We start from the raw sequence: 23684 nt of genomic DNA, 5'->3' as shown, positions 1-23684 counted from the left end.
CGAAGGTGGCATCTCAGCCCGCGTCGAGGCACACGTATTTCAGCTCGGTGAAGGCTTCCGCCCCGTGCCGCGAGCCTTCGCGGCCGAGGCCCGATTGTTTGACTCCGCCAAACGGGATTGGCGCGCCGGTGATCTTCACGCGGTTGATCGCGACCATACCGTAGTCGAGCGCACGCGCCATGCGCAGCTGTCTGGCTCCGCTTTCCGTCACGACATAGGCGACCAGCCCGTATTCGGTGGCATTGGCGCGGACGACGACTTCTTCCTCCGTCTCGAATGAGGCGACTGCCGCAACGGGCCCGAACGTCTCCTCCTTCATGATGGCGGCATCGTCCGCCACGTCGACGAGCAGCGTGGGCTCGAAGAACAGAGACCCGGCGCTGTGGCGCGCCCCGCCGGCAAGGCAGCGCGCGCCTTTGGCGAGCGCGTCCGCCACATGCTCCTCCACCTTCGCCACCGCGCGCGCATGCATCAGCGGGCCGATCTCCGCTTCGTCGTCGAGCCCGGGCCTGACCTTCAATGCTGCGATCCGCTCGGCATAGGCGACGCAGAAGCGGTCGTAGACGGCGCGCTGCACATAGATGCGGTTGGCGGCCAGGCAGTCCTGGCCGGACGTGGCGAACTTCGCATCGACGGCGATCGAGACGGCGCGCTCCAGATCGGCATCGTCGAAGACGATCAGCGGTGCGTGCCCGCCGAGTTCCATGACCAGCCGCTTCATCGTCGGCGCACATTGCGAGGCGATCAGGCGGCCGATCTCGGTGGAGCCGGTGAAGCTCATGGCGCGGATGCGGCTGTCCTCGCACATGCGTCCGACGATGGTCCCGGCGTCGCCCGTCACCACGTTGAATACGCCGGCCGGCAGGCCTGCCCGCTCGCCGAGCTCGGCCAGCGCCAGCGCCGACAGCGGCGTCTCCGACGATGGATGGGCGACGACGGTGCATCCCACGGCGAGCGCCGCGGCGGCCTTGCGCGTCAGCATCGCGGACGGAAAATTCCAGGGGGTGACGAGGCCGACGACGCCGAGGGGCTCGCGCCTGACGAGCATCTCCGCGCCGGGCAGATGGCTGGTGACGCTCTCCGCATTCACCCGCTTCGCCTCCTCCGCGTACCATTCGACGAAGGATGCCGCATAGTCGATCTCGCCGAGCGCTTCCTTGATCGGCTTGCCCTGCTCGAGCGTCATGATCAGCGCGAGGTCCTGCCTCGATGCGAGGATCAGCTCGAACCACCTGCGCAGCGCCGCCGCCCGCTCCTGGGGAAGCAGGCCGCGCCATTGCGGCAGGGCGCCCGCCGCCGCATCGATCGCGGCGGTCGTCTGGCCGGCGTCGAGCGCGGCGACCCAGCCGACCGTGCCGCCACTGGCGGGGTCGGTGACCTCAAAACTCTGCGCGGAAGCGCCGGCGGTCCACCGGCCGTCCACATAGGCGAGCTCGCGCAGCAGGCGCCTGTCGGCGAGTCGATCGAGGGCGGCATGGCGGACGGGATGGGCGAAATGGGCGGACATGGGACGACTGCGCTCCGGTGGCGTCTCCCGCAAGCGTAGCCGCGCCCCGCCGAGAGTCGGACCATTCTGGCGACCCGTCGTAGAGATTTTCTCTACACGCGGGCCTGGATTTTGGGGAATGTCTCCAACTGCTTGCGTCGTGTCAGATTGCGGATACGCACAGACCGAGGCCTTCGGCAGCGCGCGCCATGCCGACATCGAGCGTGCAGAGGGTGGCGTCCTGCGAGGCGGCTATGGCGAGATGGAGTGCGTCCCCGGCGCGGAGGCCGTTCGATCGGCTGGCCAGATCGCTCGCTGCGGTGAAGTGGCTGTGCTCGACGGGGATGGAAATGAAGGACGCGCCAACAAGCTGGTGGAACGCGGAATCAACGAGGATGCGGCCGTCCTGGTCCAGCGTCGCGTTGTCGACCTTCATCGAGATGGCGGAGCTCCATTCCACCTCTACCCACCAGCTTATCAGCTTCGTGTCGCCGCCATGCTCGGCCAGCCATTTCTCCGCACGCGCCGTTGGCTCTCCTCGGTGAGGACGGAGACGAGAACCGATGTATCTATATAGTAGTTCAATAGCGCGCGTCGTCGCGCAGACGGCGCATGAACTCTCCAGCCGACTGTTCCTGGTACGGCAGAGAGTCGGCGACACGCTTCAACCGCTCGAAGTCGATCGGCTTTTTCAGCTTGAATTCGCGCGCCACGGGCTCGATGCGGGCGACAACCGCATCCCCGCGCGTGACGATCACGGTCTCGCCACCCTCCACCCGCGCGATCACGTCGGCAAGGCTTTCTTGCGTGTCGTCGAGATTGATCCGATCCATCGCAACGCTCCCGGATAATCGAGCATCATGCCACCCGCACCCGCACGCCACAAGGCGGCGTCTGGGGCAGGCCGCTATGACCTGACCACGAGTTCCGCCATCGGCAATACGGTCTCTTCCTTGACCGTGCGCGTCACGATGTAGGTGAAATAGCGCTCGATGCCGATCTCGCGCTCCAGCATGCCGTCGACCAGTCGCTGATAGGCGTCGACGTCGCGCGTCATGACCTTCAGGATGTAGTCCACGCCGCCACCGACGGACCAGCACGCGACGATCTCGGGCATCTGGCGCACCGCGCGCTCGAACCGGTCGAAATCGGCTTGGCGGTGGTTTCCCAGCGTGACCTCCATCAGCACGTTGGCCACCGGCGCGATGGTCCGCGACGCGACCCTGGCATGGTAGCCGCTGATGATGCCCGCCTTCTCGAGTCTTCTCAGGCGCATCCAGCAGGGCGTCGGCGACAGCCCGACCTTCTCCGCCAGGGCCAGTTTCGTGATGCGCCCGTCGCGCTGGATGGCGTCCAGTATCTTCAGGTCGATGTCGTCGAGCTTTGGAGCGTTCATGATTGTCCGGGGACATGCCGTCGGAACGACCATGGTGCGTCACGTGGCCCATTGTCAATTGCACTGATTTGGATCTCTAATGCGTCATGACAATATGGCGCCCCGATCCGACGCTCATTCGACGCCCGGCCTATCTCTCGCTGGCGGACCAGTTCGCGCGCGCCATTCATGACGGGAAGCTGCCCAACGGCGCCCAGCTGCCGACGCATCGCCGCCTGGCCTATGAGCTGAAACTGTCGGTGCAGACGGTGAGCCGCGCCTATGACGAGCTGATCCGCAGGGGCCTGATCTCGGGGGAGGTTGGACGGGGCAGCTTCGTGCAGACGGCCAGGGCGGAAGTGGAACCGCCCTACCTGCCGGAACGGCCGGGCGAGGTGATCGACCTGTCGATCCTGAAGCCCGTCTGCGAGCCGATGCATCTCGAGCGTCTCAAGCAGGCGCTTGCCTGGCTGAGCGAAAGCCTGCCGTCGAGTTCGGGTCTTTCGTTCCGGCCCAACGTCGTCTTTCCGCGCCATCGCGCGATCGCGGTCGACTGGCTGAAGGAATGCGGGCTCGCGGTGTCGCCGCAGAACGTCAGCCTGACCAACGGCGCCACGGCGGCGATGACGGTGGCGCTCATGAGCGCGGCGCCGCCCGGCTCCACGGTCGCCACCGAAGCCATCGGCCACCATACGCTGGTGCCGCTCTCCACCTATCTCGGCTTCCACCTGCACGGCCTGCCGATCGACGGCGACGGCATCGTCCCGGAGGCCCTGGACGAAGCGTGCCGGGGAGCCGACATCCGGGCCGTTTTCGTGCAGCCCTCCGTCATCAATCCGACGGCGACCCTGATGAGCGAGGCGCGCCGCACGGCGATCGCCGAGGTGGCCCGCAAGCACGACATCGCCATCATCGAGAGCGACGTGCTGGGACCCATGGTCGCCGACCGGCCGCCTCCGATCGCGGCCATCGCGCCGGAGCGCACGCTCTATTTCACGACGTTCACCAAGATCGTGGTGCCCGGCCTGCGCATTGGGTATCTGGTCGCGCCCGACCGCTACGCTGCCGCGGTCGCCAACCGGCACCTGGTCTCGAACTGGATGGCGACGCCGATGGTCGCCGAGATCGCTTCGAAATGGGTGGCTGACGGCACTGCCATGGAGCTCGTCCACTGGCAGCGCGACGCCCTCGCGCGCCGTCACGCGATCGTGTCGGAAGTGCTCGGAAACGAAGGCTTCCTGACCCATCCTCATGCGTTGCACCTCTGGTTGCCATTGCCGGAGAACCGCACCGAGGACGGCTTTGTCGCGCAGGCGAGATTGCAGGGCGTGGCGATTGCGCCGGGCGCGTCATTTCGCACTTCGGACGCCCCCTGGATGCCGGCGGTGCGCATTTCGCTGGGGTCGACGACCGAGGGTGAATTGCGCGCCGGCCTGGGGATCATCGCCAAGCTTCTGATGGGAGAGCCCGAGCATCTTCTGCTCGCCATCTGAGCGGCAACACGCCAATCAAGTTTATTGTCATGATTTTATTTTGGCAATTGACATGATTTGGTAACTTTCCCATCGTTCGCGCGTTGGACACCGCAGCTGGGAGGAACGATGCCGGCGCCCATCATCGCGATCGACGCGATCAGCAAGAGCTTCGGCGCCTTCAAGGTGCTGGATGGGCTTTCCATGCAGGTCATGCCCGGCGAGAAGCTGGCGCTGATCGGGCCGTCCGGATCGGGCAAGACGACCATCCTGCGCATCCTGATGACGCTGGAACGCATTGACGGCGGTCATATCGAGATCGAGGGCGAACAGCTTTATCACATGCCGAAGAACGGCGGCCTGGTTGCCGCCGACGAGCGCCATCTCACCCGGATGCGCCAGAAGATCGGCATGGTCTTCCAGCTCTTCAACCTGTTCCCGCACATGTGCGTGCTCGACAACGTGACGCTGGCCCCGATGCTGACCAAGGGCGTCGCGCGGGCCGCGGCGGAAAAGCGCGCCATGGAACTGCTCGACATGGTGGGCATGGCGGAGAAGGCGAAGGCGATGCCGGCGCAGCTTTCGGGCGGGCAGAAGCAGCGCGTCGCCATCGCTCGGGCGCTCGCGCTTTCCCCGAAGATCATGCTGTTCGACGAGGTGACCTCGGCGCTCGACCCGGAACTGGTCGAGGAGGTGCTGAACGTCATGCGCAAGCTGGCCGCCGAGACCGACATGACCATGCTGCTGGTCACCCATGAGATGGGCTTCGCCCACGACTTCGCCGACCGGGTGCTCTTTTTCGACCGCGGCAAGATCGTCGAGGAAGGCAAGCCGGACGAGATTTTCCGCAATCCCAGGCAGGAGCGTACGCAGACCTTCCTGCGCAAGATCATCGCGGCCGGACACCGCGTCTGACCGCAATGCCGCGGCGGAACGCCGCTAACATTCAAAAAGAACCAAAGGAGTTGGGAACCATGAGGAAATTCGCAGTTCTGGCCGGTGCGGGCGCAGTTGCCGTCGCCGCGGCCCTTGCCGTTTCCCTGCCGTCGTCGGCGCAGGACAACAGCAAGCTCGAGCAGTTGAAGGCGCAGGGCTTCGCGCGCGTCGCCATTGCCAACGAGCCGCCCTATACGGCAGTCGCCGCCGACGGCAAGGTGTCGGGCGCGGCCCCGGACGTGGCGCGGGAGATTTTCAAGCGTCTCGGCGTGCCGGAGATCGTCGCGTCGATTTCCGAATACGGGGCCATGATCCCCGGACTGCAGGCGGGTCGGCATGACGTCGTCACTGCGGGTCTCTTCATGAAGCCCGAGCGCTGCGCCGCGGTCGTCTATTCGGAGCCGGTGCTGTGCGATGCGGAGGCGCTGCTCGTCAAGAAGGGCAATCCGAAGGGCTTCCAGAGCTACGCCGACATCGCCAAGGACACGACCGCGACGGTCGGCGCTCCGGGTGGCGGCACGGAGGAAAAGCTGGCGCTCGAAGCCGGCGTGCCGCGTGACCGGGTCATCGTGGTGCCGGACGGCCAGAGCGGCCTGAAAATGGTTCAGGACGGCCGCATCGACGCCTATTCGCTTCCTGTTCTCTCGATCAACGATCTGATCAAGAAGGCGAACGACCCGAACCTTGAGGTTGTGGCGCCCGTTGTGGGCGCGCCGGTCTATTGCGACGGCGCGGCCTTCAAGAAGGGCGACGAGGCTCTGCGCGACGCCTTCAACGTGGAACTCGCCAAGATGAAGGAGTCCGGAGAGTTCGCGAAGATCATCGAGCCGTACGGGTTCTCCGCGGCGGCGGCAATGTCGACGTCGATGGAGAAGCTCTGCGCGCCGCAATAATGGCGCTGCCGACCCTCCTCCCTCGAGGGGGAGGGCGGCGCTCAACCCCTGGTGGGGATGCGCTGACTTCGAGAGGTCTGGCGGAATACCCACCCCGTTTGCGACGCGGTCTCCCCGCAATGGGGAACTGGACGCCGCGCTAATCACAAGGGCAACCGTACTCACTCCATGACCGACTGGTCCGGATACATAAACCTGATCCTGCAGGGCGCGCTCGTCACGGTGCAACTGACCGTGATGGGCTCCGTGCTGGCGCTCGCCATGGCCTTCATCGCTGGGCTCGGGCGCATCTCGCAGCACGCCGTCCTCCGCTGGCTGGCCACGGCCTATATCGAGTTCTTCCGCGGCACTTCCATTTTTGTGCAGCTCTTCTTCGCCTATTTCGTATTGCCCTTCATGGGCATTTCGCTCACCCCGCTGCAGGCGGGCGTGCTGGCGCTGGGCCTCAACGTCGGCGCCTATGCCGCCGAAGTCGTCCGCGGCGCCATCCAGTCGGTCGGCAAGGAACAGTACGAAGCCTGCGTCGCGCTCAATCTCAGCCGCTGGCAGTGCATGCGGCGCATCATCCTGCCGCAGGCGCTGCTCGTCATGCTGCCGACCTTCGGCAACAACGCGATCGAGCTGCTCAAGGCCACATCGGTCGTATCGCTGATTTCGCTCGCCGACATGACCTTCCAGGCCAACATCGTGCGCTCGCAGACCGGCAATACGCTGGTGCCCTTCGCGACGATCCTGGTCCTCTACTTCATCTTCGCGATGATGATCTCGTCCGCCATCCGCGCTCTTGAGCGGCGCATGGCGCGCGGCCTCGACGGAGTGCGCGCCTGATGGAATGGGACTGGAATTTCGTCTGGCAGATCATGCCGACCCTGATAGAGGGCGTGAAGATCACCATCCTGGCGACGCTGCTCGGCTCCGTGCTGGCGGCGGTCGTCGGCCTCGCCATTGCGCTGCTGCGCCGTTCGCCGAACCGTGCGGTGTCGCGCAGCGTCGGCTTCGTCGCCGAGTTCATCCGCGGCACGCCGCTGTTGGTTCAGCTCTACTTCATCTTCTACGTGTTGCCCGACATCGGCATCTTGCTGCCACCGCTGCTGGCGGGCGTCATCGGGCTGGGACTGCACTACGGCACCTACACTGCCGAGGTCTATCGAGCCGGCATCGACAACGTGCCGCGTGGCCAGTGGGAGGCGGCGAAAGCCTGCAACCTCTCCGCCCTGCAGACCTGGACGCGCATCATCCTGCCGCAGGCGATCCCTCCGATGATCCCGGCGCTGGCCAACTATTTCGTCGCCATGTTCAAGGAGACGCCGCTCCTGTCGGCGATCACCATCCTGGAGCTGATGAACCAGGCGAAAAGCGTCGCCAACACCTACTACCGCTACATCGAGCCCATCACGCTGGTCGGCGCGTTCTTCCTGGTGATCAGCCTGATCTCGGTGTTCGCCCTGCGCTGGCTGGAGCGCCGCTACGGGAGGATCGAGCGGTGACGATGGCGCGAACCTCGATGATGAACGCCCCTTGCGCAGTCCATCTCGCCCCGGTTGGGCCTGGACGGAAAGGGGAAACCGCAATGATCCGCAGACCAGGGTGGAGTGTCATGCCGCGTCAGGAGCCCCGTCTGCCATGACGATCCCCATCCATCTCCACTCCGTACGCCCCGCGCTCGACGACCGCCCGCTTGCGAAGCGCGTCGGCCTGGTCGTGCTCGCAACCGACCACACGACCGAACCGGATTTCCGCCGCATCGTCGCCGGCGAGCGGATCGGCGTCTATGTCGCGCGCATTCCCTACGCCAATCCGACGACGCCAGAAAACCTGCGCAGGATGCAGCCGTCGCTCACCGAGGGTGCGGCGCTGATCCTGCCCGGCGAGCAGCTCGACGCGATCTGCTATTCCTGCACTTCCGCTTCCGTGGTGATCGGCGATGCCGAGATCGAGGCCGCCCTGCAGGCCGCGAAGCCGGGCGTTCCGGTCGTCACGCCGCCGCTCGCTGCGGTTGACGCCTTGAAGGCGCTCGGTGCGCGCCGCATCAGCGTGCTGACGCCCTACACGGTCGAAACCAGCCGGCCGATGGCCGACTACTTCGTCGGGCAAGGCTTCGAGATTGACCGTTTCACCTGTCTCGGCTTCGAGGATGATCGCGAGATGGCGCGGATCGCACCGGCCGCGCTCACCGAACTTGCGCGCGAGGCGATGGCTCCCCAGTCCGAGGCGCTGTTCGTGTCGTGCACCGCGCTGCGCGCCGCGCTGGTGATTTCGGCCATGGAGCTGGTGCTGGGCCGGCCGGTGGTCAGCAGCAACCAGGCGACCGCGTGGCGCTGCCTTCGGCTCTGCGGGGACCAGAGCGTGCGGCCGCAGTTCGGGAAGCTGATGACGGTGGCCCTGTCATGACCGCCGTCACCCTCTCCGACATCGAAGCCGCGCGCCGTCGCATCGCCGGCAGGATCGAGCGCACGCCGACCGTCCTTTCCACCTCGCTCGGCGAGATCGCCGGCGCGCCTGTCCATCTGAAGCTCGAAAGCCGGCAGGCCACCGGCAGCTTCAAGCTGCGCGGCGCGTCGAATGCGATCGCCCGACTTGCCGACGACGAAAGGCGGCGCGGCGTGGTCGCCGCATCGACCGGCAACCACGGACGCGCGCTGGCCCACGCGGCGAAGCTGGAGGGCATCCGCGCCGTCGTCTGCATGTCGCGGCTGGTGCCCGCAAACAAGGTCGCGGAGATCCGCAGGCTCGGCGCGGACATCCGCATCGTCGGCAGCAGCCAGGACGACGCGCAGGAGGAGGTCGATCGGCTCGTCGCCGACGAAGGTCTTGCGATGGTGCCGCCCTTCGACCATGCGGCGGTGATCGCGGGGCAGGGGACGCTCGGGCTGGAACTGCTCGAGGACGTGCCTGACGCCGCGGTGGTGGTGGTGCCGGTTTCCGGCGGGGGCCTTGCAGCCGGCATCGCCGCCGCAGTGAAGGCTCTGCGACCTGCCATCCGGGTCATCGGCGTCTCGATGGCGCGCGGCGCGGCGATGAAGGCGAGCCTCGATGCGGGCCGGCCCGTGCTGGTCGAGGAACAGCCGACGCTGGCGGATTCGCTCGGTGGCGGCATCGGGCTTGCCAACCGGCTGACCTTTGCCATGTGCGGTCATCTGCTGGACGACGTGGTCCTGCTCTCCGAGGCTGAGATCGCCGCGGGCATCAGACACCTCTACGCCGAGGAACGGGAGGTGGTGGAGGGCGCCGGCGCTGTCGGCGTCGCGGCACTCCTCGCCGGCAAGCTTCGCGTCGACGGTCCGGCCGTCGTGGTCGTCTCCGGCCGCAACATCGACATGGATCTTCACCGGCGGATCGTCTGCGGGGAGGAGACGGAATTCGAGAAGGCGGACGCCGGGCAGCGGCAGGGGAGGGCGGCGTGAGTCCTCTGCGTGCATTCACCGCCCTCTGGCCTGCCGGCCATCTCCCCCTCACTGGGAAAGATTGGCAGCTTCATCTGCGTCGCTCCTCCTCCAGCGTTGCAGAATGGCGAAGCCGTAGCGAGGACCCGATCTCCCCCCTTGAGGGAGAGATGCCGCCGAAGGCGACAGAGGAGGGAACCTCAGAGGGCGTCGCTCAAGGGGCCTCGAGCGCTGCCGGACTGACCCCACTCCCGGCCTTCGGCCGGACCCTCCCCTCAAGGGGGAGGGGAAAGGACGTGCCATGCCTCGCATGACCATCCTGACCGAGGCCGAGCTCAGGCAGATCGTCAAACTCGATCTCGACGCCGTCGCCTGCGTGGAAAACGCGTTTCGCGCGCTCGCCACGCTCCCCGTCGCCATGCCGCCGATCCTGCGTCTCGACATTCCGGAGCACCGCGGCGAGGTCGACGTGAAGACCGCCTATGTGCCGGGCATCGACGGCTTCGCGATCAAGATCAGCCCCGGCTTCTTCGACAACCCGAAGCTGGGGCTGCCGTCCGTCAGCGGCATGATGGTGCTGCTTTCGGCAAACACCGGCCTCGTCGAGGCGCTGCTGCTGGACAACGGATACCTGACCGACGTGCGCACCGCGGCGGCGGGGGCTGTGGCGGCGAAGCACCTGTCGCGCGAGGATTCTGCCGTTGCCGCCATTTATGGAGCAGGCGTGCAGGCGAGGCTCCAGCTGCAAGGGTTGCAACTCGTGCGGCCTATCGCCGAAGCACGGATCTGGGCGCGCGATGCCGCCAGGTCCGCAGCCGCGGCAGGCGAGTTGCGTGAACGCCTGGGCATTCCCGTGCGCGCCGAGACCGACCGTGAAAGGGCGGCAGCAGGCGCCGACATCATCGTCACGACGACGCCGTCCAGCGAGCCGTTGATCGCGCCCGGCTTTGTCTCGTCCGGGCAGCACATCACCGCCATGGGCTCAGACGCAGAGCACAAGAACGAGCTCGCGCCGGCCATCATCCGCATGGCCGACCTCTACGTCGCCGACAGCGCCAGGCAGACGCGACGCCTGGGCGAACTGCATCACGCCATCGAGGCCGGGCTGATCGCGGCCGATGCGGAGGCGGCGGAACTCGGCGAGATCGTTGCGGGGCTGAAGCATGGCCGCCGCACGCCTGGCGATCTCACTGTCGCCGACCTCACCGGGACCGGGGTGCAGGACACCGCGATTGCCACGCTGGCCCGCGATCGCGCCCGGGCGTCGGGTGCGGGAACCATTTTTGAGAGCTGACTGCGGCCGCACTGGCCCGAAGACGAGGACCACCAAGCATCATGACAATGCCGAACCTGAAGTTTTCGCGCGCCGAGTATGCCGAGCGCCTGGCGAAGACGCGCCGCGCCATGGAGGCGAAGGGCGTCGAACTCCTGATCTGCTCCGACCCCTCCAACATGGCGTGGCTGACCGGCTATGACGGCTGGTCGTTCTACGTGCACCAGGCAGTTCTGGTGCCGCCGTCCGGCGAGCCGGTCTGGTATGGCCGCGGCCAGGACGCCAACGGCGCGAAGCGCACGGCCTATCTCTCCCACGACAATATCGTGCCCTATGCCGATCACTACGTGCAGTCGACCGAGCGGCATCCGATGGACTACCTGGCCGAGGTGATCGCCGCGCGCGGCTGGGACCGGCTGACGATCGGCGTCGAGATGGACAACTACTACTTCTCGGCCGCCGCCTTCGCCTCACTGCAGAAGCATCTGCCGAATGCGAGATTCGTCGACGTCACGGCGCTGGTGAACTGGCAGCGTGCGGTCAAGAGCCCGACCGAGATCGACTACATGCGCAAGGCCGCGCGCATTGTCGAGGCAATGCATGCCCGCATCGTCGACAAGATCGAGGTCGGCATGAGGAAATGCGACCTCGTGGCCGAGATCTACGACGCCGGTACGCGCGGCGTGGAGGGCATCGGCGGCGACTATCCGGCGATCGTGCCGCTGCTGCCGTCGGGCGCCGACGCCTCGGCGCCCCACCTCACCTGGGACGACAAGCCGATGAAGGCGGGCGAAGGCACCTTCTTCGAGATCGCCGGCTGCTACAATCGCTACCATTGCCCGCTGTCGCGCACCGTCTTCCTGGGCAAGCCCACGCAGGCCTTCCTCGACGCCGAGAAGGCGACGCTGGAGGGCATGGACGCGGGGCTGGAGGCCGCGCGGCCGGGCAACACCTGCGAGGACATCGCCAACGCCTTCTTCGCGGTGCTGAGGAAGTACGGGATCGTCAAGGACAACCGGACCGGCTATCCGATCGGCATCTCCTACCCGCCGGACTGGGGCGAGCGCACCATGAGCCTGCGCCCCGGCGACCGCACCGAGCTCCGGCCCGGAATGACCTTCCATTTCATGACCGGGCTGTGGCTGCAGGACATGGGCTTGGAGATCACCGAATCCATCCTGATCACCGAGACCGGCGTCGAGTGCCTCGCCAACGTCCCGCGCAGGCTGGTGGTGAAGGATTAGGGGAATAGGGGAATTGGGCGGGGCCCTTACTCCGTTCAGCTTCCGACCAACGAAAATGACCGACCATCACATGCGACCCTCTCCCATCTCGCCCACCATCGACCTTGATGCACAGGGCGTGCATCACGGTCATCTGCGGCTGCCCTACAGTCGCGACGATTCCGCCTGGGGCTCGGTCATGATCCCCATCTGCGTCGTCCGCAACGGGGAAGGGCCGACGGCGCTGCTCACCGGCGGCAATCACGGCGACGAGTACGAGGGACCGCTGGCGCTCTTCGAACTCGCCCGCACGCTCGATCCGAAGGAGGTGCGCGGCGCGGTGATCATCGTGCCGGCCATGAACTACCCGGCCTTCCGTGCCGGAACGCGCACGTCGCCGATCGACAAGGGCAACATGAACCGCTCCTTTCCAGGCAGGCCGGACGGCGCCGTGACGGAAAAGATCGCCGACTATTTCCAACGTGAGCTTCTGCCGCGCGCGGACCTGGTCTTCGACTTCCATTCCGGCGGCAGGACGCTCGATTTCGTGCCCTTCTGCGCCGCCCATATCCTGCCCGACAAGGCGCAGGAGGCAAAGGCCTTCGCCGCTGTTGAGGCGTTCTCGGCGCCCTATTCGATGAAGATGCTGGAGATCGACGCGGTCGGCATGTACGACACCGCCGCCGAGGAGATGGGCAAGGTTTTCGTCACGACTGAACTCGGCGGCGGGGGGACCTCGCGCGCCGAGACGGTTCGCATCGCCCGCTTCGGGCTGATGAACGTGCTGCGCCACGCCGGCCTCGTTGCGGGCGAGGTCGAGCGCCGTCCGACCCGTTGGCTCGACATGCCCTCCGGCGACTGTTTCTCCTTCGCCGAGGACGACGGTATGATCGAGACCATGGTCGATCTGGGCGAGCCGGTGGAGGAAGGGCAGGTCGTCGCCCGCATCCACGCGGTCGGCCGCACCGGCGTCGCGCCGCAGGAAGTCCGCGCCAAGATGTCGGGCCTTCTGGCGGCGCGGCATTTTCCGGGCCTGGTCAAGGCCGGCGACTGCGCGGCGGTCATCGCGGTCGGGCAGGAGCAGTGAGCGGCACGCCGGCGCTGGCTTCAACCTTGCAGGGCCGTGGTCCTGCTGCCGCGGCCGATTGAGGGGCATCTAGCGACCACAGCGCAACAGTCGGGTGCCACGCCTCACCATGCATGACAAACTCCATCTGGCCGATTCTGACCTGGACGGTCGCTATGCATGGACGCGGCTGGCCGTCTCGACCCTGCTCGCCACCATCGGCGGCGTCGGCATGTGGTCGGTTGTGGTCGTGCTGCCGGCTATCCAGGAAGAGTTCGGGGTCGACCGCGCCGACGCCTCGCTCCCCTACACGGCCACGATGCTCGGCTTTGCGTTCGGCAACGTCGTCATCGGCCGCGCCATCGACCGGATCGGCTTCTGGATCCCGGCTCTCGCCGCGTCGCTGCTGATGGCGCTTGGCTTTGCCCTTGGCAGCCTGGCCCATTCGATCGCCGCCTTTTCGGTCGTCCAGGGACTTTTGGTCGGAGCGGGTTCCTCGGCCATGTTCGGCCCGCTGATCGCCGACATCACGCATTGGTTTCGGCGTCGCCGCGGCATCGCCGTCGCCTTTGCCGCATCAGGGAACTATGTCGCGGGGGCGATCTGGCCGGTCCTCATCTCGCCGATGATGTCGGCCTACGGTTGGCGCGGAACCTACCTCGCCATCGCCGCGATATGCCTGGTGTCGATGGCCCCGCTCGTCCTCATGCTGCGCCGCCAGCCTCCCGCCGCGGCGCTTTCGGGGACGGCGTCGGCGTCTGCACGGTCCATGGGGATTTCGCCCGGCGCGCTGCAGGCGTTTCTGGTGGTGGCGGGGGTCGCCTGCTGCGTCGCCATGTCGATGCCGCAGGTGCACATCGTCGCCTATTGCCTCGACCTTGGCTACGGCGTGGCGCGCGGCGCCGAGATGCTGTCCATCATGCTGGCCGCCGGCGTGGTGAGCCGCCTCGCGTCCGGCCTCCTCGCCGACCGCATAGGAGGGTTGAAGACACTGTTGATCGGCTCGATCGCGCAGGCCACTTCCCTCGTTTTCTATCTGCCGTTCGACGGACTGGCGTCGCTCTACATCGTCTCGCTGGTGTTCGGCCTCAGCCAGGGCGGCATAGTGCCCTGCTATGCCCTCATCGTGCGCGAGTACATGCCCGCGGCAGAGGCCGGACGCCGTGTCGGCACCGTCATCATGGCGACCATTTTAGGCATGGCGCTGGGCGGGTGGATGTCCGGGTGGATCTACGACCTGACCGGCTCCTACGCCATGGCCTTCCTCAACGGCATCGCATGGAGCCTGCTCAACATCTCGGTGATGCTCTGGCTGCTCTCGCGGAGCGCGCTGCGGGCCAGCAGCGCGCAGGCGTAGGCTTTGGGCAGGAAGAGGGAGGGCGGCCGGATCAACTCGCGGGGCCTTGCCACGCGATGGCGTTTTCGACGATCGGCGGGGCTGAGAAGGCGGCAGATCCCCCATTTTCATCTGCAGCATGGCGCAACAGAAAACGGCGCGGCAACGGTGAAGTCGTTGAAGATATGGTGCCCAGGGCCGGAATCGAACCAGCGACACGCGGATTTTCAGTCCGCTGCTCTACCAACTGAGCTACCTGGGCATCTACGGGACCCGGATTTCCCGGCGCCCGTTGTCGCGAGAGCGCCAGCGGCGCCTGCGAAAGCGGCTGGGTTATAGCACGCAATTTTCGCCTGTCCAGCGCCTGTCGACGCGTTTTCTGCGGCAATTGCGACTCTGTGAAAAACCCCGGCTCCGGAAGCCCCGTACGCTGCCGTCGGCAGCCGATGAAACGTGCGTACGGCGTAATTGCCCGCGGCAGCGGGCAGTGGCGTCCATCGAATCGGATCGATGCTCATTGACCTGGCATGACACCCGCCGAACCGGGTCCCCTGCAGGATGCACGCAGAATCAGTCAGTCCGGGCGGATCCGGGCTAGCGGTCCTGGTCGTCTTCCGTGCGGGGCGCGTCCTGCGCTTCTTCCTCATCCGCCCGGCCCGGGATCACGTACGACCCGGAAAGCCAGCGGTTCAGGTCGACGGCCTTGCAGCGCGTCGAACAGAACGGGTAGTGCTCGCGCGCCGACGGCTTGCCGCATTCAGGGCAGGGCCGCTTCGGGCGCAGCGGCGTCACATTGCCGGCGGCGCTCACGCCGTCCCTCCGGCGATCCAGCCGTGACGCACGCCAAAACCCTCGCCGGCGAGCAGCGCGGTGGTCTCGTAGAGCGGCAGGCCGACGACGTTGGTGTAGGAACCTACCAGCTTGACGACGAAGGTTCCCGCCAGACCCTGCACGGCGTAGCCGCCCGCCTTGCCGCGCCATTCGCCGGACGCGACGTAGCTGTCGACGTCCTCGCGCGAGAGGCGCTTGAAGCGCACGCGGGTCTCGACCAGCTTCTGGCGGAATTTTCCGTCCGGCGTGACAAGGCAGATGCCGGTATAGACGCGGTGCGAGCGGCCGGACAGGAGGCCGAGGCAGTTGGTGGCGTCCTCGGTTACTTCCGCCTTGGGCAGGATGCGGCGGCCGACCGCCACCACAGTGTCGGCGGCCAGTATGTAGGCGCCGGAGAAGTCGGCTTCGCCCTGCAGGGAGGCATGCGCCTTCTCGGCCTTCGCACGAGACAGACGTTTGGCCAGCGAGCGCGGATGCTCGGCGCGCTGCGGCCTCTCGTCGACGTCCGCGGGAAACAAATGGTCGGGCTCGATGCCCGCCTGCTGCAGGAGTTCGATCCTGCGCGGAGAGCCCGAGGCAAGCACCAGCTTCTGAGAAAGGGTCATCCGGGTTGCGTCGTGGCGGCGCGGCCGCGGCTCACTTGAAGCGGTAGGTGATGCGGCCCTTGGTCAGGTCGTAGGGCGTCATCTCGACCAGCACCTTGTCGCCCGTCAGCACGCGAATGCGGTTCTTGCGCATCCGGCCGGCCGTGTGGGCGATGATCTCGTGCTCGTTCTCGAGCTTGACGCGAAACATGGCGTTGGGCAGCAGTTCGGTTACAAGACCGGGAAATTCGAGGACTTCTTCCTTCGGCATTAGGTACCTTTGGTTTGGAGAGGAGGCCGGCCGCTGGGCCGGAAATCGGGCGGAACCTATATGAAGACGCGATCTTTGGAAACGCCTATTGTGTCGCGTGCGGCATGAAGCGGCCGTCGATCCTGCCCTTCAGCCGGTCCCGCACGTCGCGGTAGGCGGCCATGATCTGATCGCGTGTGCCAGAAACCGTGGTCGGGTCGGCCGTAGGCCAGTATTCCACCTCGACGGCCATCGAACGGGTCAGTTCCAGCGCGGCGTGATGGGCTTCCGGCGCCAGCGTCACGATCAGGTCGAAATAGCTGTCCTCGAGATCGGCGAGCGTGCGCGGCGCGTGGTCGGCGAGGCTCAGGCCGTCCTCGGCCAGCACGGCTGCGACAAAGGGATCGGGCTCCCCGGCCCGCACCCCGGCGGACGCGACAAAGACGGTCGGCGGAAGCATGCTTCGCGCCAGCGCCTCGGCGATCGGCGAGCGCACCGCGTTCATTCTGCACATGAACAGGACGGAGCGGGGCAGGGCGGAGGCCAAAGCGCTGGTCATCCGCGCCAGTGCAGCACGCAGACCAGGGTGAACAGACGCCGCGCGGTGTCGAAATCGATCTCGATCTTGCCCGAAAGGCGGTCCATCAGCGTCTGCGAGCCCTCGTTGTGCAGGCCCCGCCGACCCATGTCGATCGCCTCGATCTGGCTGGGCGTCGACGACCGGATGGCCTGATAGTAGCTCTCGCAGATCATATAGTAGTCCTTGACGATGCGCCGGAAGGGCGTCAGCGACAGGATGTGCGTGGCGACTTCGTCGCCCGCCTGGCGGCTGATGGCAAAGACCAGCCGCGCATCGACCAGCGACAGCTTCAGCCGGTAGGGGCCTTCGCCGCTGTCGTTGACGGGCAGGAAACTGTTGTCCTCGATCAGGTCGAAGATCGCTACGGCGCGCTCATGCTCGACGTCCGGCGTCGAGCGACCGATCGATTCGTCAAGCTCGACGTCGATCAGCCTGTTCTTGTCGAGACCGCCGCGTCCCATCGCGGCGTCACGTGTTCAACCTGATGGAGACGGAGCGCGCATGGGCGCTCAGTCCCTCGGCCTCGGCAAGCGCGATAGCCGCCGGCGCCAGGGCGGCCAGCTGGTCGGAGCCAAGCCGCAGGATCGATGTCCGCTTCATGAAGTCGAGCACCGAGAGGCCGGACGAGAATCGCGCCGAACGCGCCGTCGGCAGCACGTGGTTGGAGCCGCCGACATAGTCGCCGATGACCTCCGGCGTATGCCGCCCGACGAAGATGGCGCCGGCGTTGCGGACCCGCTCCGAAAACACGTCGGCGTCGTCGAGGGCGAGTTCCAGATGCTCGGGGGCGATGCGATCGACCAGCGGCAGGGCGTCGGTCAAGTCGTCGACGAGGATCACGGCGCCGAAGTCGCGCCAGCTTGCCGCCGCCGTCTCGCCGCGGGGCAGGGTGACGAGCTGCCGTTCGACCGCTTTCTCCACCGCTCCGGCGAAGGCCTCGTCGTCCGTGATCAGGATGGATTGCGCCCCGGTGTCGTGCTCGGCCTGGGCAAGAAGATCCGCAGCGATCCAGTCCGGGTCGTTGTCGGCGTCGGCCAGGATCAGCACCTCGGAAGGCCCTGCGATCATGTCGATGCCGACGGTGCCGAACACCTGGCGCTTGGCCGCCGCGACGTAGGCATTGCCCGGCCCGACGATCTTCGCCACCGGCCGGATGGTTTCGGTCCCGTAGGCAAGCGCGGCGACCGCCTGCGCGCCCCCGACGCGGTAGATTTCCGAGACGCCGGCAAGGTCGGCCGCCACCAGGACCAGCGGATTGAGCTGGCCGTCGGGCGTCGGCACCACCATGACGATGCGCTCCACCCCGGCGACGCGGGCGGGCACGGCGTTCATCAGCACCGAACTCGGATAGCTGGCGGTCCCCCCGGGTACGTAGAGGCCTACGGCTTCGACGGCGGTCCAGCGGGAACCCAGCTGCACGCCAAGATGATCCGTGTAGCGGTCGTCCGCCGGCTTCTGACGCGCATGGTGCGCATGGATGCGGTCGCGCGCGAAAGTCAGCGCGTTGACGGTCTCCGGATTGGCCTTGCGGTAAGCCTCGGCGATTTCGTCCGCGCCGACCGCGATGCCGAGCTGGCCGAGGTCCGCCCTGTCGAAGCGCCGCGTGTAGTCGATGAGCGCAGCGTCGCCTTCGGTGCGCACGCGCTTGATGATGTCGCTGACGATCGCCTCCACATCGGGTGACGCCTCGCGCTTGGTGGTCAGGAAGCGCTGGAACTGCGCCTCGAAGCTGGGGTCGTTCTGGATAAGCCGGATGGCCATGGATCAGGCCTTGTGTTGGGGACGTGAATCGGTGGCCCAGGCGGCGCCGAGATCGGTGAGGCGCGCCTCGATGCATTCGACGTCGAGCCGGATCGCCGCGCCGCCTGAGAAGATAAGCTGGATGACGCCGGCGGGCGGCTCCGCCGCGTCGAAGCGAATCGCCAGCAGCGACAGGATGTCGTCGCCTTTCGACCGATCGATGCCGGCGAGCTTTGCGGAAACCACGCGGTCGAAATGCAGCACGCTCTGCCGCCGCTCGTGCCGCTGCTTGAAGAAGCCCTGGGATGCCTCCCAGGCGAAGCGGTTCATCGGCACGACGAAGCTCTTGGCGTCTGCGAGAAAATTGAGGTCGCCGACCTTCATCACGGCGTCCTGCGTGTACGCCGAGACGATCTCCAGGTCCTTCTCGTCGAGGGCGACCAATTTGAGCGGGGGCATGGCGTGCAGCGCCTCGGGTTGATGCTTCCCGGACTGTTAGGCGGTCTTGGCAGGAGGCGCAACCCGGAGGGGAGGGCGGTGGGCGGCGGAGACTATGCTGGACGTCGCCGCCCAGAAGGGATCAGCCTGATATACGCTCGATCGTCGCGCCGCAGCCGGAGAGCTTTTCCTCCAGCCGCTCAAAACCGCGATCGAGGTGGTAGACGCGGCTGACGGTGGTCTCGCCTTCGGCAGCCAGTCCCGCGATGACCAGCGACACCGAAGCGCGCAGGTCGGTCGCCATGACCGGCGCGCCCTTCAGAACGGGTACGCCCTCGACATGCGCGGTCTGACCGGACAGCGTGATGCGCGCCCCGAGCCGTGCCAGTTCCTGCACGTGCATGAAGCGGTTCTCGAAAATCGTCTCCGTGATCGTCGAGCGGCCATTGGCCATCGTCATCAGGCCCATGAACTGCGCCTGCAGGTCGGTCGGGAAGCCCGGGAAAGGCTCGGTGCTCACATCGACGGGCGAGATGCCGGCACCGTTGCGACGCACCCTTATGCCCGAATTGACGGGGATGATCTCGGCGCCGGTCTGTTCCAGCACCCGGAGCGCGTTCTGCAAGAGGTCCGGCCGGGCGTTCTCGAGGATGACGTCGCCGCCGGTCATGGCGACCGCCATGGCGTAGGTACCCGTCTCAATTCGGTCCGGGATGACGGCGTGGCGCGCGCCGGAAAGCGCGTCCACTCCTTCGATGGTGATGGTCGACGTGCCCGCGCCGGAAATCTTCGCGCCCATGGCATTGAGGCAGTCCGCCAGATTGACGACCTCCGGCTCGCGCGCGGCGTTGACCAGCACGGTCTCGCCGCGGGCCAGCGATGCGGCCATCAACAGCACGTGGGTGGCGCCGACCGAGACCTTCGGAAATACGTAGCGATTGCCGACGAGACCGCCCTTTGGCGCCTTCGCGACGACATAGCCGCTGTCGATGTCGATCTCGGCGGAGAGCGCCTGCAGCCCGTCGATGAAGAGGTCGACCGGGCGCGTCCCGATGGCGCATCCCCCAGGCAGCGAGACGCGCGCGACGCCCATGCGGGCGAGCAGCGGACCAATGACCCAGAAGCTGGCGCGCATCTTCGAGACGAGTTCGTAGGGCGCGGTGGTGTCGACGATGTGGCGCGCGGTGAAGTGGATGGTGCGCGAATAGCCCTCGCTCTGGCGCTCGCGGCGGCCGTTGACCGAGTAGTCGACGCCGTGGTTGCCGAGAATCCGGATCAGCTGTTCGACGTCGGCCAGGTGCGGCACGTTTTCCAGCGTCAGCGTGTCGTCGGTGAGCAGCGAGGCGATCATCAAGGGGAGCGCCGCGTTCTTCGCGCCCGAGATGGGAATTCGGCCGTTGAGCTCGTTGCCTCCGACAATCCTGATGCGATCCATTGAGCTCTCTTTGCTAGATGTTAGGGGTGCGGGACTGAGGTCAAATCGATATAAACGCGGCCTCTAGATCATTTGCCCCCCGCATTCAACAAAAGCGCGGGTTGCGGTGGGGGATGATCTTGTACCAGTCGTCACTGGTCCGAAGCTGACTTGCGCGGATCGAGTCCCTCGGGTCGCTGGTCTGGCTCGCCGGTGCGCCGCGCCCGAACCTGTGCCTTTCGCCGCATGAGGTTGGCCTTCAGCTCGGCCCCGAGCCGGCTCTTCTGGTTGGCCTTCGCGGCGGACTTGGTCGGGTTGCTGGGATTATCTTCGGCCACGGGCGACGACGATTCTAAGAGGAGAGATGCGGGTCACCATGCTGCGGGAATGTGGCGGTGAAAAGGCCCATAAAAAGACCTGCACGACATATCAACACACGCCTTGCACTCCTGCGTTCGATATGGCAGAAGCGCCCCGACTTCAGCTGCGGTAGCTCAGTGGTAGAGCACTCCCTTGGTAAGGGAGAGGTCGAGAGTTCAATCCTCTCTCGCAGCACCAGTCCATCCCCCCAAAATCGCTGGCCGCCTTGAACACGCATCGCTTTGCGTCCAATCTAACGCTGTCTGCGGCCGGCGCGGCGTCAGCTTCGCGGGTGCGCGGCGGCCAGGATTTGGTCGTTTGAGGCCGGGCGGCGGCAACAGGCTCCGCCGAGGGGGTGCATCAGCATGCCGACTCAGCCCAGCGTTCCTTCGGCCGCGCGCGCCGTGATCATCGGCGGCGGCGTTTCCGGCTGCTCGGTCGCCTATCATCTCGCAAAACTCGGCTGGAGCGACATCGTTCTCCTGGAGCGCAAGCAGCTCACCTCCGGGACCACATGGCATGCGGCCGGCCTCGTCGGCCAGCTGCGCGCTAGCGAGAACATGACGCGGCTCGCGAAATACTCGGCCGACCTCTACCTGGAGCTCGAGAAGGAGACCGGGCTGGCGACGGGCATGCGTCAGTGCGGCTCGATCACCGTGGCGCTGACGCAAGAGCGGCGCGAGGAGATCCTGCGCCAGGCAAGCCTGGCGCGCGCCTTCGGCGTCGAGGTGCATGAGCTCGGCCCCGCGGACCTGCCGCACCTCTATCCGCACCTCTGTCTCGACGGCGTCGTGGGCGCCGTGCACCTGCCGAAGGACGGTCAGGCCGATCCCGCCAACATCGCACTGGCGCTCGCCAAGGGCGCGCGAAACCGCGGCGTGCGGATCACCGAGAACGTCAAGGTGACGGCGGTGCACCAGACCGGCGGACGTGTCACGGGCGTCGCCTGGCAAGGCGACGACGGCGCGACCGGGACCGTCCGCGCCGACATCGTCATCAACTGCGCCGGCATGTGGGGGAGGGAGCTCGCGGCGCGGTCCGGCGTCACGCTGCCTCTCCACGCGTGCGAGCATTTCTACATCGTCACCGAAGCGATCGAGGGGCTGGGCCGGCTGCCGGTGCTGCGCGTCCCCGACGAGGCGACATACTACAAGGAGGATGCCGGAAAGATGCTGGTCGGCGCCTTCGAATTGAAGGCGAAGCCCTGGGGCATGGACGGCATTCCAGAGTCCTTCTGCTTCGACCACCTGCCCGAGGATCTCGAGCATTTCGAGCCTGTCCTCGAGAACGCCCTGCAGCGGATGCCGCTGCTCGCCACGGCCGGCATCCACACCTTCTTCAACGGGCCGGAGAGTTTTACGCCGGACGACCGCTACTATCTCGGCGAAGCGCCGGAGCTCGCCGGCTACTGGGTCGCGGCGGGCTACAATTCGATCGGCATCGCCTCGTCGGGCGGCGCCGGCTTTGCGCTGGCGCAGTGGATCGCGGAAGGCGAGCCGCCCTTCGACCTGTGGGACGTCGACATCCGCCGCGCCCAGCCCTTCCAAAGGAACCGCATCTATCTCCGCGAGCGGGTCAGCGAGACGCTGGGTCTTCTCTATGCAGATCATTTTCCGTATCGCCAGCCAGCCAGCGCCAGGGGGGTGCGCCGCAGTCCCATCCACGAGCACCTGAAGGCGCGGGGCGCCGTGTTCGGCGAAACCGCCGGCTGGGAGCGCGCCAACTGGTTTGCAAAGCCGGGGCAGGAGCGCGAGTACCGCTATAGCTGGAAGCGCCAGAACTGGTTCGCGAATCAGGCCGAGGAGCATTGCGCGGTGCGCGAAGCTGTCGGTCTCTTCGACATGTCGAGCTTCGGCAAGGTGCGGGTCGAGGGACGGGACGCGCCAAGATTCCTGCAGAGGGTCTGCGCCAACCAGGTCGACGTGCCGGTCAACCGGCTCGTCTACACCCAGATGCTGAACGAGCGCGGCGGCATCGAAGCCGACCTGACCGTGACACGCCTCGGCGAATGCGCGTTCCTGCTGGTCGTTCCCGCCGCCACTTTGCGGCGCGACCTTGCCTGGCTGCGAAGGCGCCTTGGCGATGACATCGCGGTCATCACAGATATCACCGCCTCGGAGGCCGTGTTTTCCCTGATGGGGCCGAGGTCGCGCGAACTGCTAAAAGCCTGCTCGCCGGATGATTTCTCGAACGATGCCTTCCCGTTCGGCTCCGCGAAGGAGATCGAGATCGGCATGGGGCTCGCCCGCGCCCATCGCGTCACCTATGTCGGCGAACTCGGCTGGGAGATCTATGTCAGCGCCGATCAGGCCGCCCACGTGTTCGAGACGATCGAGGCGGCCGGCGCCGCGCATGGGCTGAAGCTCTGCGGCCTTCATGCCATGGACAGCTGCCGCATCGAAAAGGCCTACCGGCACTTCGGCCACGACATATCGGGCCAGGACCATGTGCTGGAGGCCGGACTGGGGTTTGCCGTGAAGACCGGCAAGGGCGACTTCATCGGCCGCGAGGCGGTGTTGCGCAAGCGCGAGGCGGGTCTGTCGACGCGGCTCGTGCAGTTCAAGCTCGTCGACCCCGAGCCTCTGCTCCACCACAACGAGCCTATCCTCAGGGACGGCCGCATCGTGGGCGTGCTCACCTCCGGCAACTTCGGCCACCACTTCGCCGCCGCTATCGGTCTCGGTTATGTGCCCTGCCGCGAGCCTGGCGAAGCGCCGGAAGCGATGCTCGCCAGCCGCTACCAGATCGAGGTGGCCGGCCGCCGCATTGACGCCATGGCGAGCCTGACGCCGCTCTACGATCCGACATCGCAACGCGTCCGGGCCTGAGGCCGAACCCCATCAGCGGAGGAGGCGATGGACATCCGGCGGGATCATGGTGGCGCTCGCCGCGTCGGCATTGGCGATTCGGTCAATGATCTGCGCGTCGTGATCGTGGCGGTACGTCCCCGCACCGAGGCGGTCGTCTTTTGCTCGGGAAGCGCCCGGCCGTGGTTTTCTCCAGTCCGGAAAAAACTGACTTGACGGCGCCAATCAGGCGCTGCC

Annotated in this window: 26 protein-coding genes and 2 tRNA genes; 14 read left to right on the top strand and 14 right to left on the bottom strand. The window is 66.5% G+C overall.

All coding sequences use genetic code 11. The features are described 5' to 3' along the window. Nucleotides 1-13: 13 nt before the first annotated feature. From PD284_RS21170 to PD284_RS21155, 4 genes are all read right to left on the bottom strand, one after another. Nucleotides 14-1507: an NAD-dependent succinate-semialdehyde dehydrogenase gene (locus PD284_RS21170; protein ID WP_274630100.1), complete on the bottom strand. Its 1494-nt coding sequence runs from the start codon at nucleotides 1505-1507 to the stop codon at nucleotides 14-16. A 142-nt stretch (nucleotides 1508-1649) separates the two neighbouring features. Then, nucleotides 1650-2147 carry a type II toxin-antitoxin system VapC family toxin gene (locus PD284_RS21165; protein WP_274630099.1) on the bottom strand — a complete coding sequence of 166 codons (498 nt, stop codon included), beginning with the start codon at nucleotides 2145-2147 and terminating at the stop codon, nucleotides 1650-1652. Then, nucleotides 2068-2319 carry a type II toxin-antitoxin system Phd/YefM family antitoxin gene (locus PD284_RS21160; RefSeq protein WP_274630098.1) on the bottom strand — a complete coding sequence of 84 codons (252 nt, stop codon included), beginning with the start codon at nucleotides 2317-2319 and terminating at the stop codon, nucleotides 2068-2070. Before PD284_RS21160 ends, PD284_RS21165 begins: the two co-directional genes overlap by 80 nt. A 74-nt stretch (nucleotides 2320-2393) precedes the next feature. Then, nucleotides 2394-2882, bottom strand: a complete 489-nt coding sequence (locus tag PD284_RS21155) for an Lrp/AsnC family transcriptional regulator (protein ID WP_274630097.1) — start codon at nucleotides 2880-2882, stop codon at nucleotides 2394-2396. A gap of 86 nt (nucleotides 2883-2968) precedes the next feature. Here PD284_RS21155 and ehuR point away from each other — a divergent pair, with 86 nt between their 5' ends. The 11 genes from ehuR (at nucleotide 2969) to PD284_RS21100 (ending at nucleotide 14464) form a co-directional block, all read left to right on the top strand. Then, nucleotides 2969-4354, top strand: a complete 1386-nt coding sequence (gene ehuR, locus PD284_RS21150) for a MocR-like ectoine utilization transcription factor EhuR (protein WP_274630096.1) — start codon at nucleotides 2969-2971, stop codon at nucleotides 4352-4354. Between the two features lie 108 nt (nucleotides 4355-4462). After that, nucleotides 4463-5248 (top strand): ectoine/hydroxyectoine ABC transporter ATP-binding protein EhuA, encoded by a 786-nt coding sequence (gene ehuA, locus PD284_RS21145; protein ID WP_274630095.1) that lies wholly within the window; start codon nucleotides 4463-4465, stop codon nucleotides 5246-5248. A 59-nt stretch (nucleotides 5249-5307) separates the two neighbouring features. Beyond that, complete coding sequence (gene ehuB, locus PD284_RS21140) at nucleotides 5308-6162, top strand: ectoine/hydroxyectoine ABC transporter substrate-binding protein EhuB (protein ID WP_274630094.1); 855 nt, start codon at nucleotides 5308-5310, stop codon at nucleotides 6160-6162. Nucleotides 6163-6330: 168 nt separating this feature from the next. Then, entirely contained in the window at nucleotides 6331-6990 is a 660-nt protein-coding gene (ehuC, locus tag PD284_RS21135) for an ectoine/hydroxyectoine ABC transporter permease subunit EhuC (RefSeq protein ID WP_274630093.1), read from the top strand. Continuing rightward, nucleotides 6990-7649, top strand: a complete 660-nt coding sequence (ehuD, locus tag PD284_RS21130; protein WP_274630092.1) for an ectoine/hydroxyectoine ABC transporter permease subunit EhuD — start codon at nucleotides 6990-6992, stop codon at nucleotides 7647-7649. The genes ehuC and ehuD overlap by 1 nt, the downstream gene beginning before the upstream one ends. Before the next feature lie 136 nt (nucleotides 7650-7785). Continuing rightward, a complete protein-coding gene (gene eutA, locus PD284_RS21125) occupies nucleotides 7786-8553 on the top strand; it encodes an ectoine utilization protein EutA (protein WP_274630091.1) in 768 nt (255 codons plus the stop codon). Continuing rightward, nucleotides 8550-9566, top strand: a complete 1017-nt coding sequence (gene eutB, locus PD284_RS21120; RefSeq protein ID WP_274630090.1) for a hydroxyectoine utilization dehydratase EutB — start codon at nucleotides 8550-8552, stop codon at nucleotides 9564-9566. Before eutA ends, eutB begins: the two co-directional genes overlap by 4 nt. A 280-nt stretch (nucleotides 9567-9846) precedes the next feature. Then, nucleotides 9847-10839: an ectoine utilization protein EutC gene (eutC, locus tag PD284_RS21115; protein WP_274630089.1), complete on the top strand. Its 993-nt coding sequence runs from the start codon at nucleotides 9847-9849 to the stop codon at nucleotides 10837-10839. A 41-nt stretch (nucleotides 10840-10880) separates the two neighbouring features. Next, nucleotides 10881-12062, top strand: coding sequence for an ectoine hydrolase DoeA (gene doeA, locus PD284_RS21110; protein ID WP_274630088.1), 1182 nt, complete (start codon nucleotides 10881-10883; stop codon nucleotides 12060-12062). Nucleotides 12063-12117: 55 nt separating this feature from the next. Then, nucleotides 12118-13128 (top strand): N(2)-acetyl-L-2,4-diaminobutanoate deacetylase DoeB, encoded by a 1011-nt coding sequence (gene doeB / locus PD284_RS21105; protein ID WP_274630087.1) that lies wholly within the window; start codon nucleotides 12118-12120, stop codon nucleotides 13126-13128. Nucleotides 13129-13237: 109 nt separating this feature from the next. Then, complete coding sequence (locus PD284_RS21100) at nucleotides 13238-14464, top strand: MFS transporter (RefSeq protein ID WP_274630086.1); 1227 nt, start codon at nucleotides 13238-13240, stop codon at nucleotides 14462-14464. 165 nt (nucleotides 14465-14629) lie between these two features. On the opposite strand, the gene PD284_RS21095 is transcribed toward PD284_RS21100, so the two are convergent. The 10 genes from PD284_RS21095 to PD284_RS21050 all read right to left on the bottom strand — a co-directional run bounded on the left by PD284_RS21095 (nucleotide 14630) and on the right by PD284_RS21050 (nucleotide 20618). After that, nucleotides 14630-14705, bottom strand: a tRNA-Phe gene (locus PD284_RS21095). 332 nt (nucleotides 14706-15037) lie between these two features. After that, entirely contained in the window at nucleotides 15038-15253 is a 216-nt protein-coding gene (gene yacG / locus PD284_RS21090; protein ID WP_274630085.1) for a DNA gyrase inhibitor YacG, read from the bottom strand. Beyond that, nucleotides 15250-15879 carry a Maf-like protein gene (locus PD284_RS21085; protein WP_274630084.1) on the bottom strand — a complete coding sequence of 210 codons (630 nt, stop codon included), beginning with the start codon at nucleotides 15877-15879 and terminating at the stop codon, nucleotides 15250-15252. Before PD284_RS21085 ends, yacG begins: the two co-directional genes overlap by 4 nt. Nucleotides 15880-15910: 31 nt before the next feature. Beyond that, complete coding sequence (gene infA, locus PD284_RS21080; RefSeq protein ID WP_085465451.1) at nucleotides 15911-16129, bottom strand: translation initiation factor IF-1; 219 nt, start codon at nucleotides 16127-16129, stop codon at nucleotides 15911-15913. An 85-nt stretch (nucleotides 16130-16214) separates the two neighbouring features. Further along, nucleotides 16215-16667 (bottom strand): arsenate-mycothiol transferase ArsC, encoded by a 453-nt coding sequence (locus PD284_RS21075; protein ID WP_274630083.1) that lies wholly within the window; start codon nucleotides 16665-16667, stop codon nucleotides 16215-16217. Next, nucleotides 16664-17149: a UPF0262 family protein gene (locus PD284_RS21070; protein WP_274630082.1), complete on the bottom strand. Its 486-nt coding sequence runs from the start codon at nucleotides 17147-17149 to the stop codon at nucleotides 16664-16666. Before PD284_RS21070 ends, PD284_RS21075 begins: the two co-directional genes overlap by 4 nt. Nucleotides 17150-17156: 7 nt before the next feature. Next, nucleotides 17157-18449, bottom strand: coding sequence for a histidinol dehydrogenase (gene hisD, locus PD284_RS21065; RefSeq protein WP_274630081.1), 1293 nt, complete (start codon nucleotides 18447-18449; stop codon nucleotides 17157-17159). Nucleotides 18450-18452: 3 nt separating this feature from the next. Then, entirely contained in the window at nucleotides 18453-18887 is a 435-nt protein-coding gene (locus PD284_RS21060; protein ID WP_274630080.1) for a DUF2948 family protein, read from the bottom strand. Nucleotides 18888-19008: 121 nt separating this feature from the next. Beyond that, a complete protein-coding gene (gene murA, locus PD284_RS21055) occupies nucleotides 19009-20301 on the bottom strand; it encodes a UDP-N-acetylglucosamine 1-carboxyvinyltransferase (RefSeq protein WP_274630079.1) in 1293 nt (430 codons plus the stop codon). Between the two features lie 131 nt (nucleotides 20302-20432). Next, complete coding sequence (locus tag PD284_RS21050) at nucleotides 20433-20618, bottom strand: hypothetical protein (protein WP_274630078.1); 186 nt, start codon at nucleotides 20616-20618, stop codon at nucleotides 20433-20435. Between the two features lie 145 nt (nucleotides 20619-20763). Between PD284_RS21050 and PD284_RS21045 the strand changes: the two genes are divergently transcribed. The 3 genes from PD284_RS21045 to PD284_RS21035 all read left to right on the top strand — a co-directional run bounded on the left by PD284_RS21045 (nucleotide 20764) and on the right by PD284_RS21035 (nucleotide 23663). Continuing rightward, nucleotides 20764-20838: transfer RNA gene (locus PD284_RS21045), tRNA-Thr, on the top strand. A 167-nt stretch (nucleotides 20839-21005) separates the two neighbouring features. Continuing rightward, nucleotides 21006-23468: a GcvT family protein gene (locus PD284_RS21040; protein ID WP_274630077.1), complete on the top strand. Its 2463-nt coding sequence runs from the start codon at nucleotides 21006-21008 to the stop codon at nucleotides 23466-23468. A 27-nt stretch (nucleotides 23469-23495) separates the two neighbouring features. After that, nucleotides 23496-23663: a hypothetical protein gene (locus PD284_RS21035; protein WP_274630076.1), complete on the top strand. Its 168-nt coding sequence runs from the start codon at nucleotides 23496-23498 to the stop codon at nucleotides 23661-23663. Nucleotides 23664-23684 lie beyond the last annotated feature (21 nt).

The sequence above is a fragment of the Mesorhizobium shangrilense genome, assembly GCF_028826155.1.
GTDB lineage: Bacteria > Pseudomonadota > Alphaproteobacteria > Rhizobiales > Rhizobiaceae > Arvimicrobium > Arvimicrobium flavum.
This window is presented reverse-complemented; position numbering and strand designations above follow the sequence as displayed.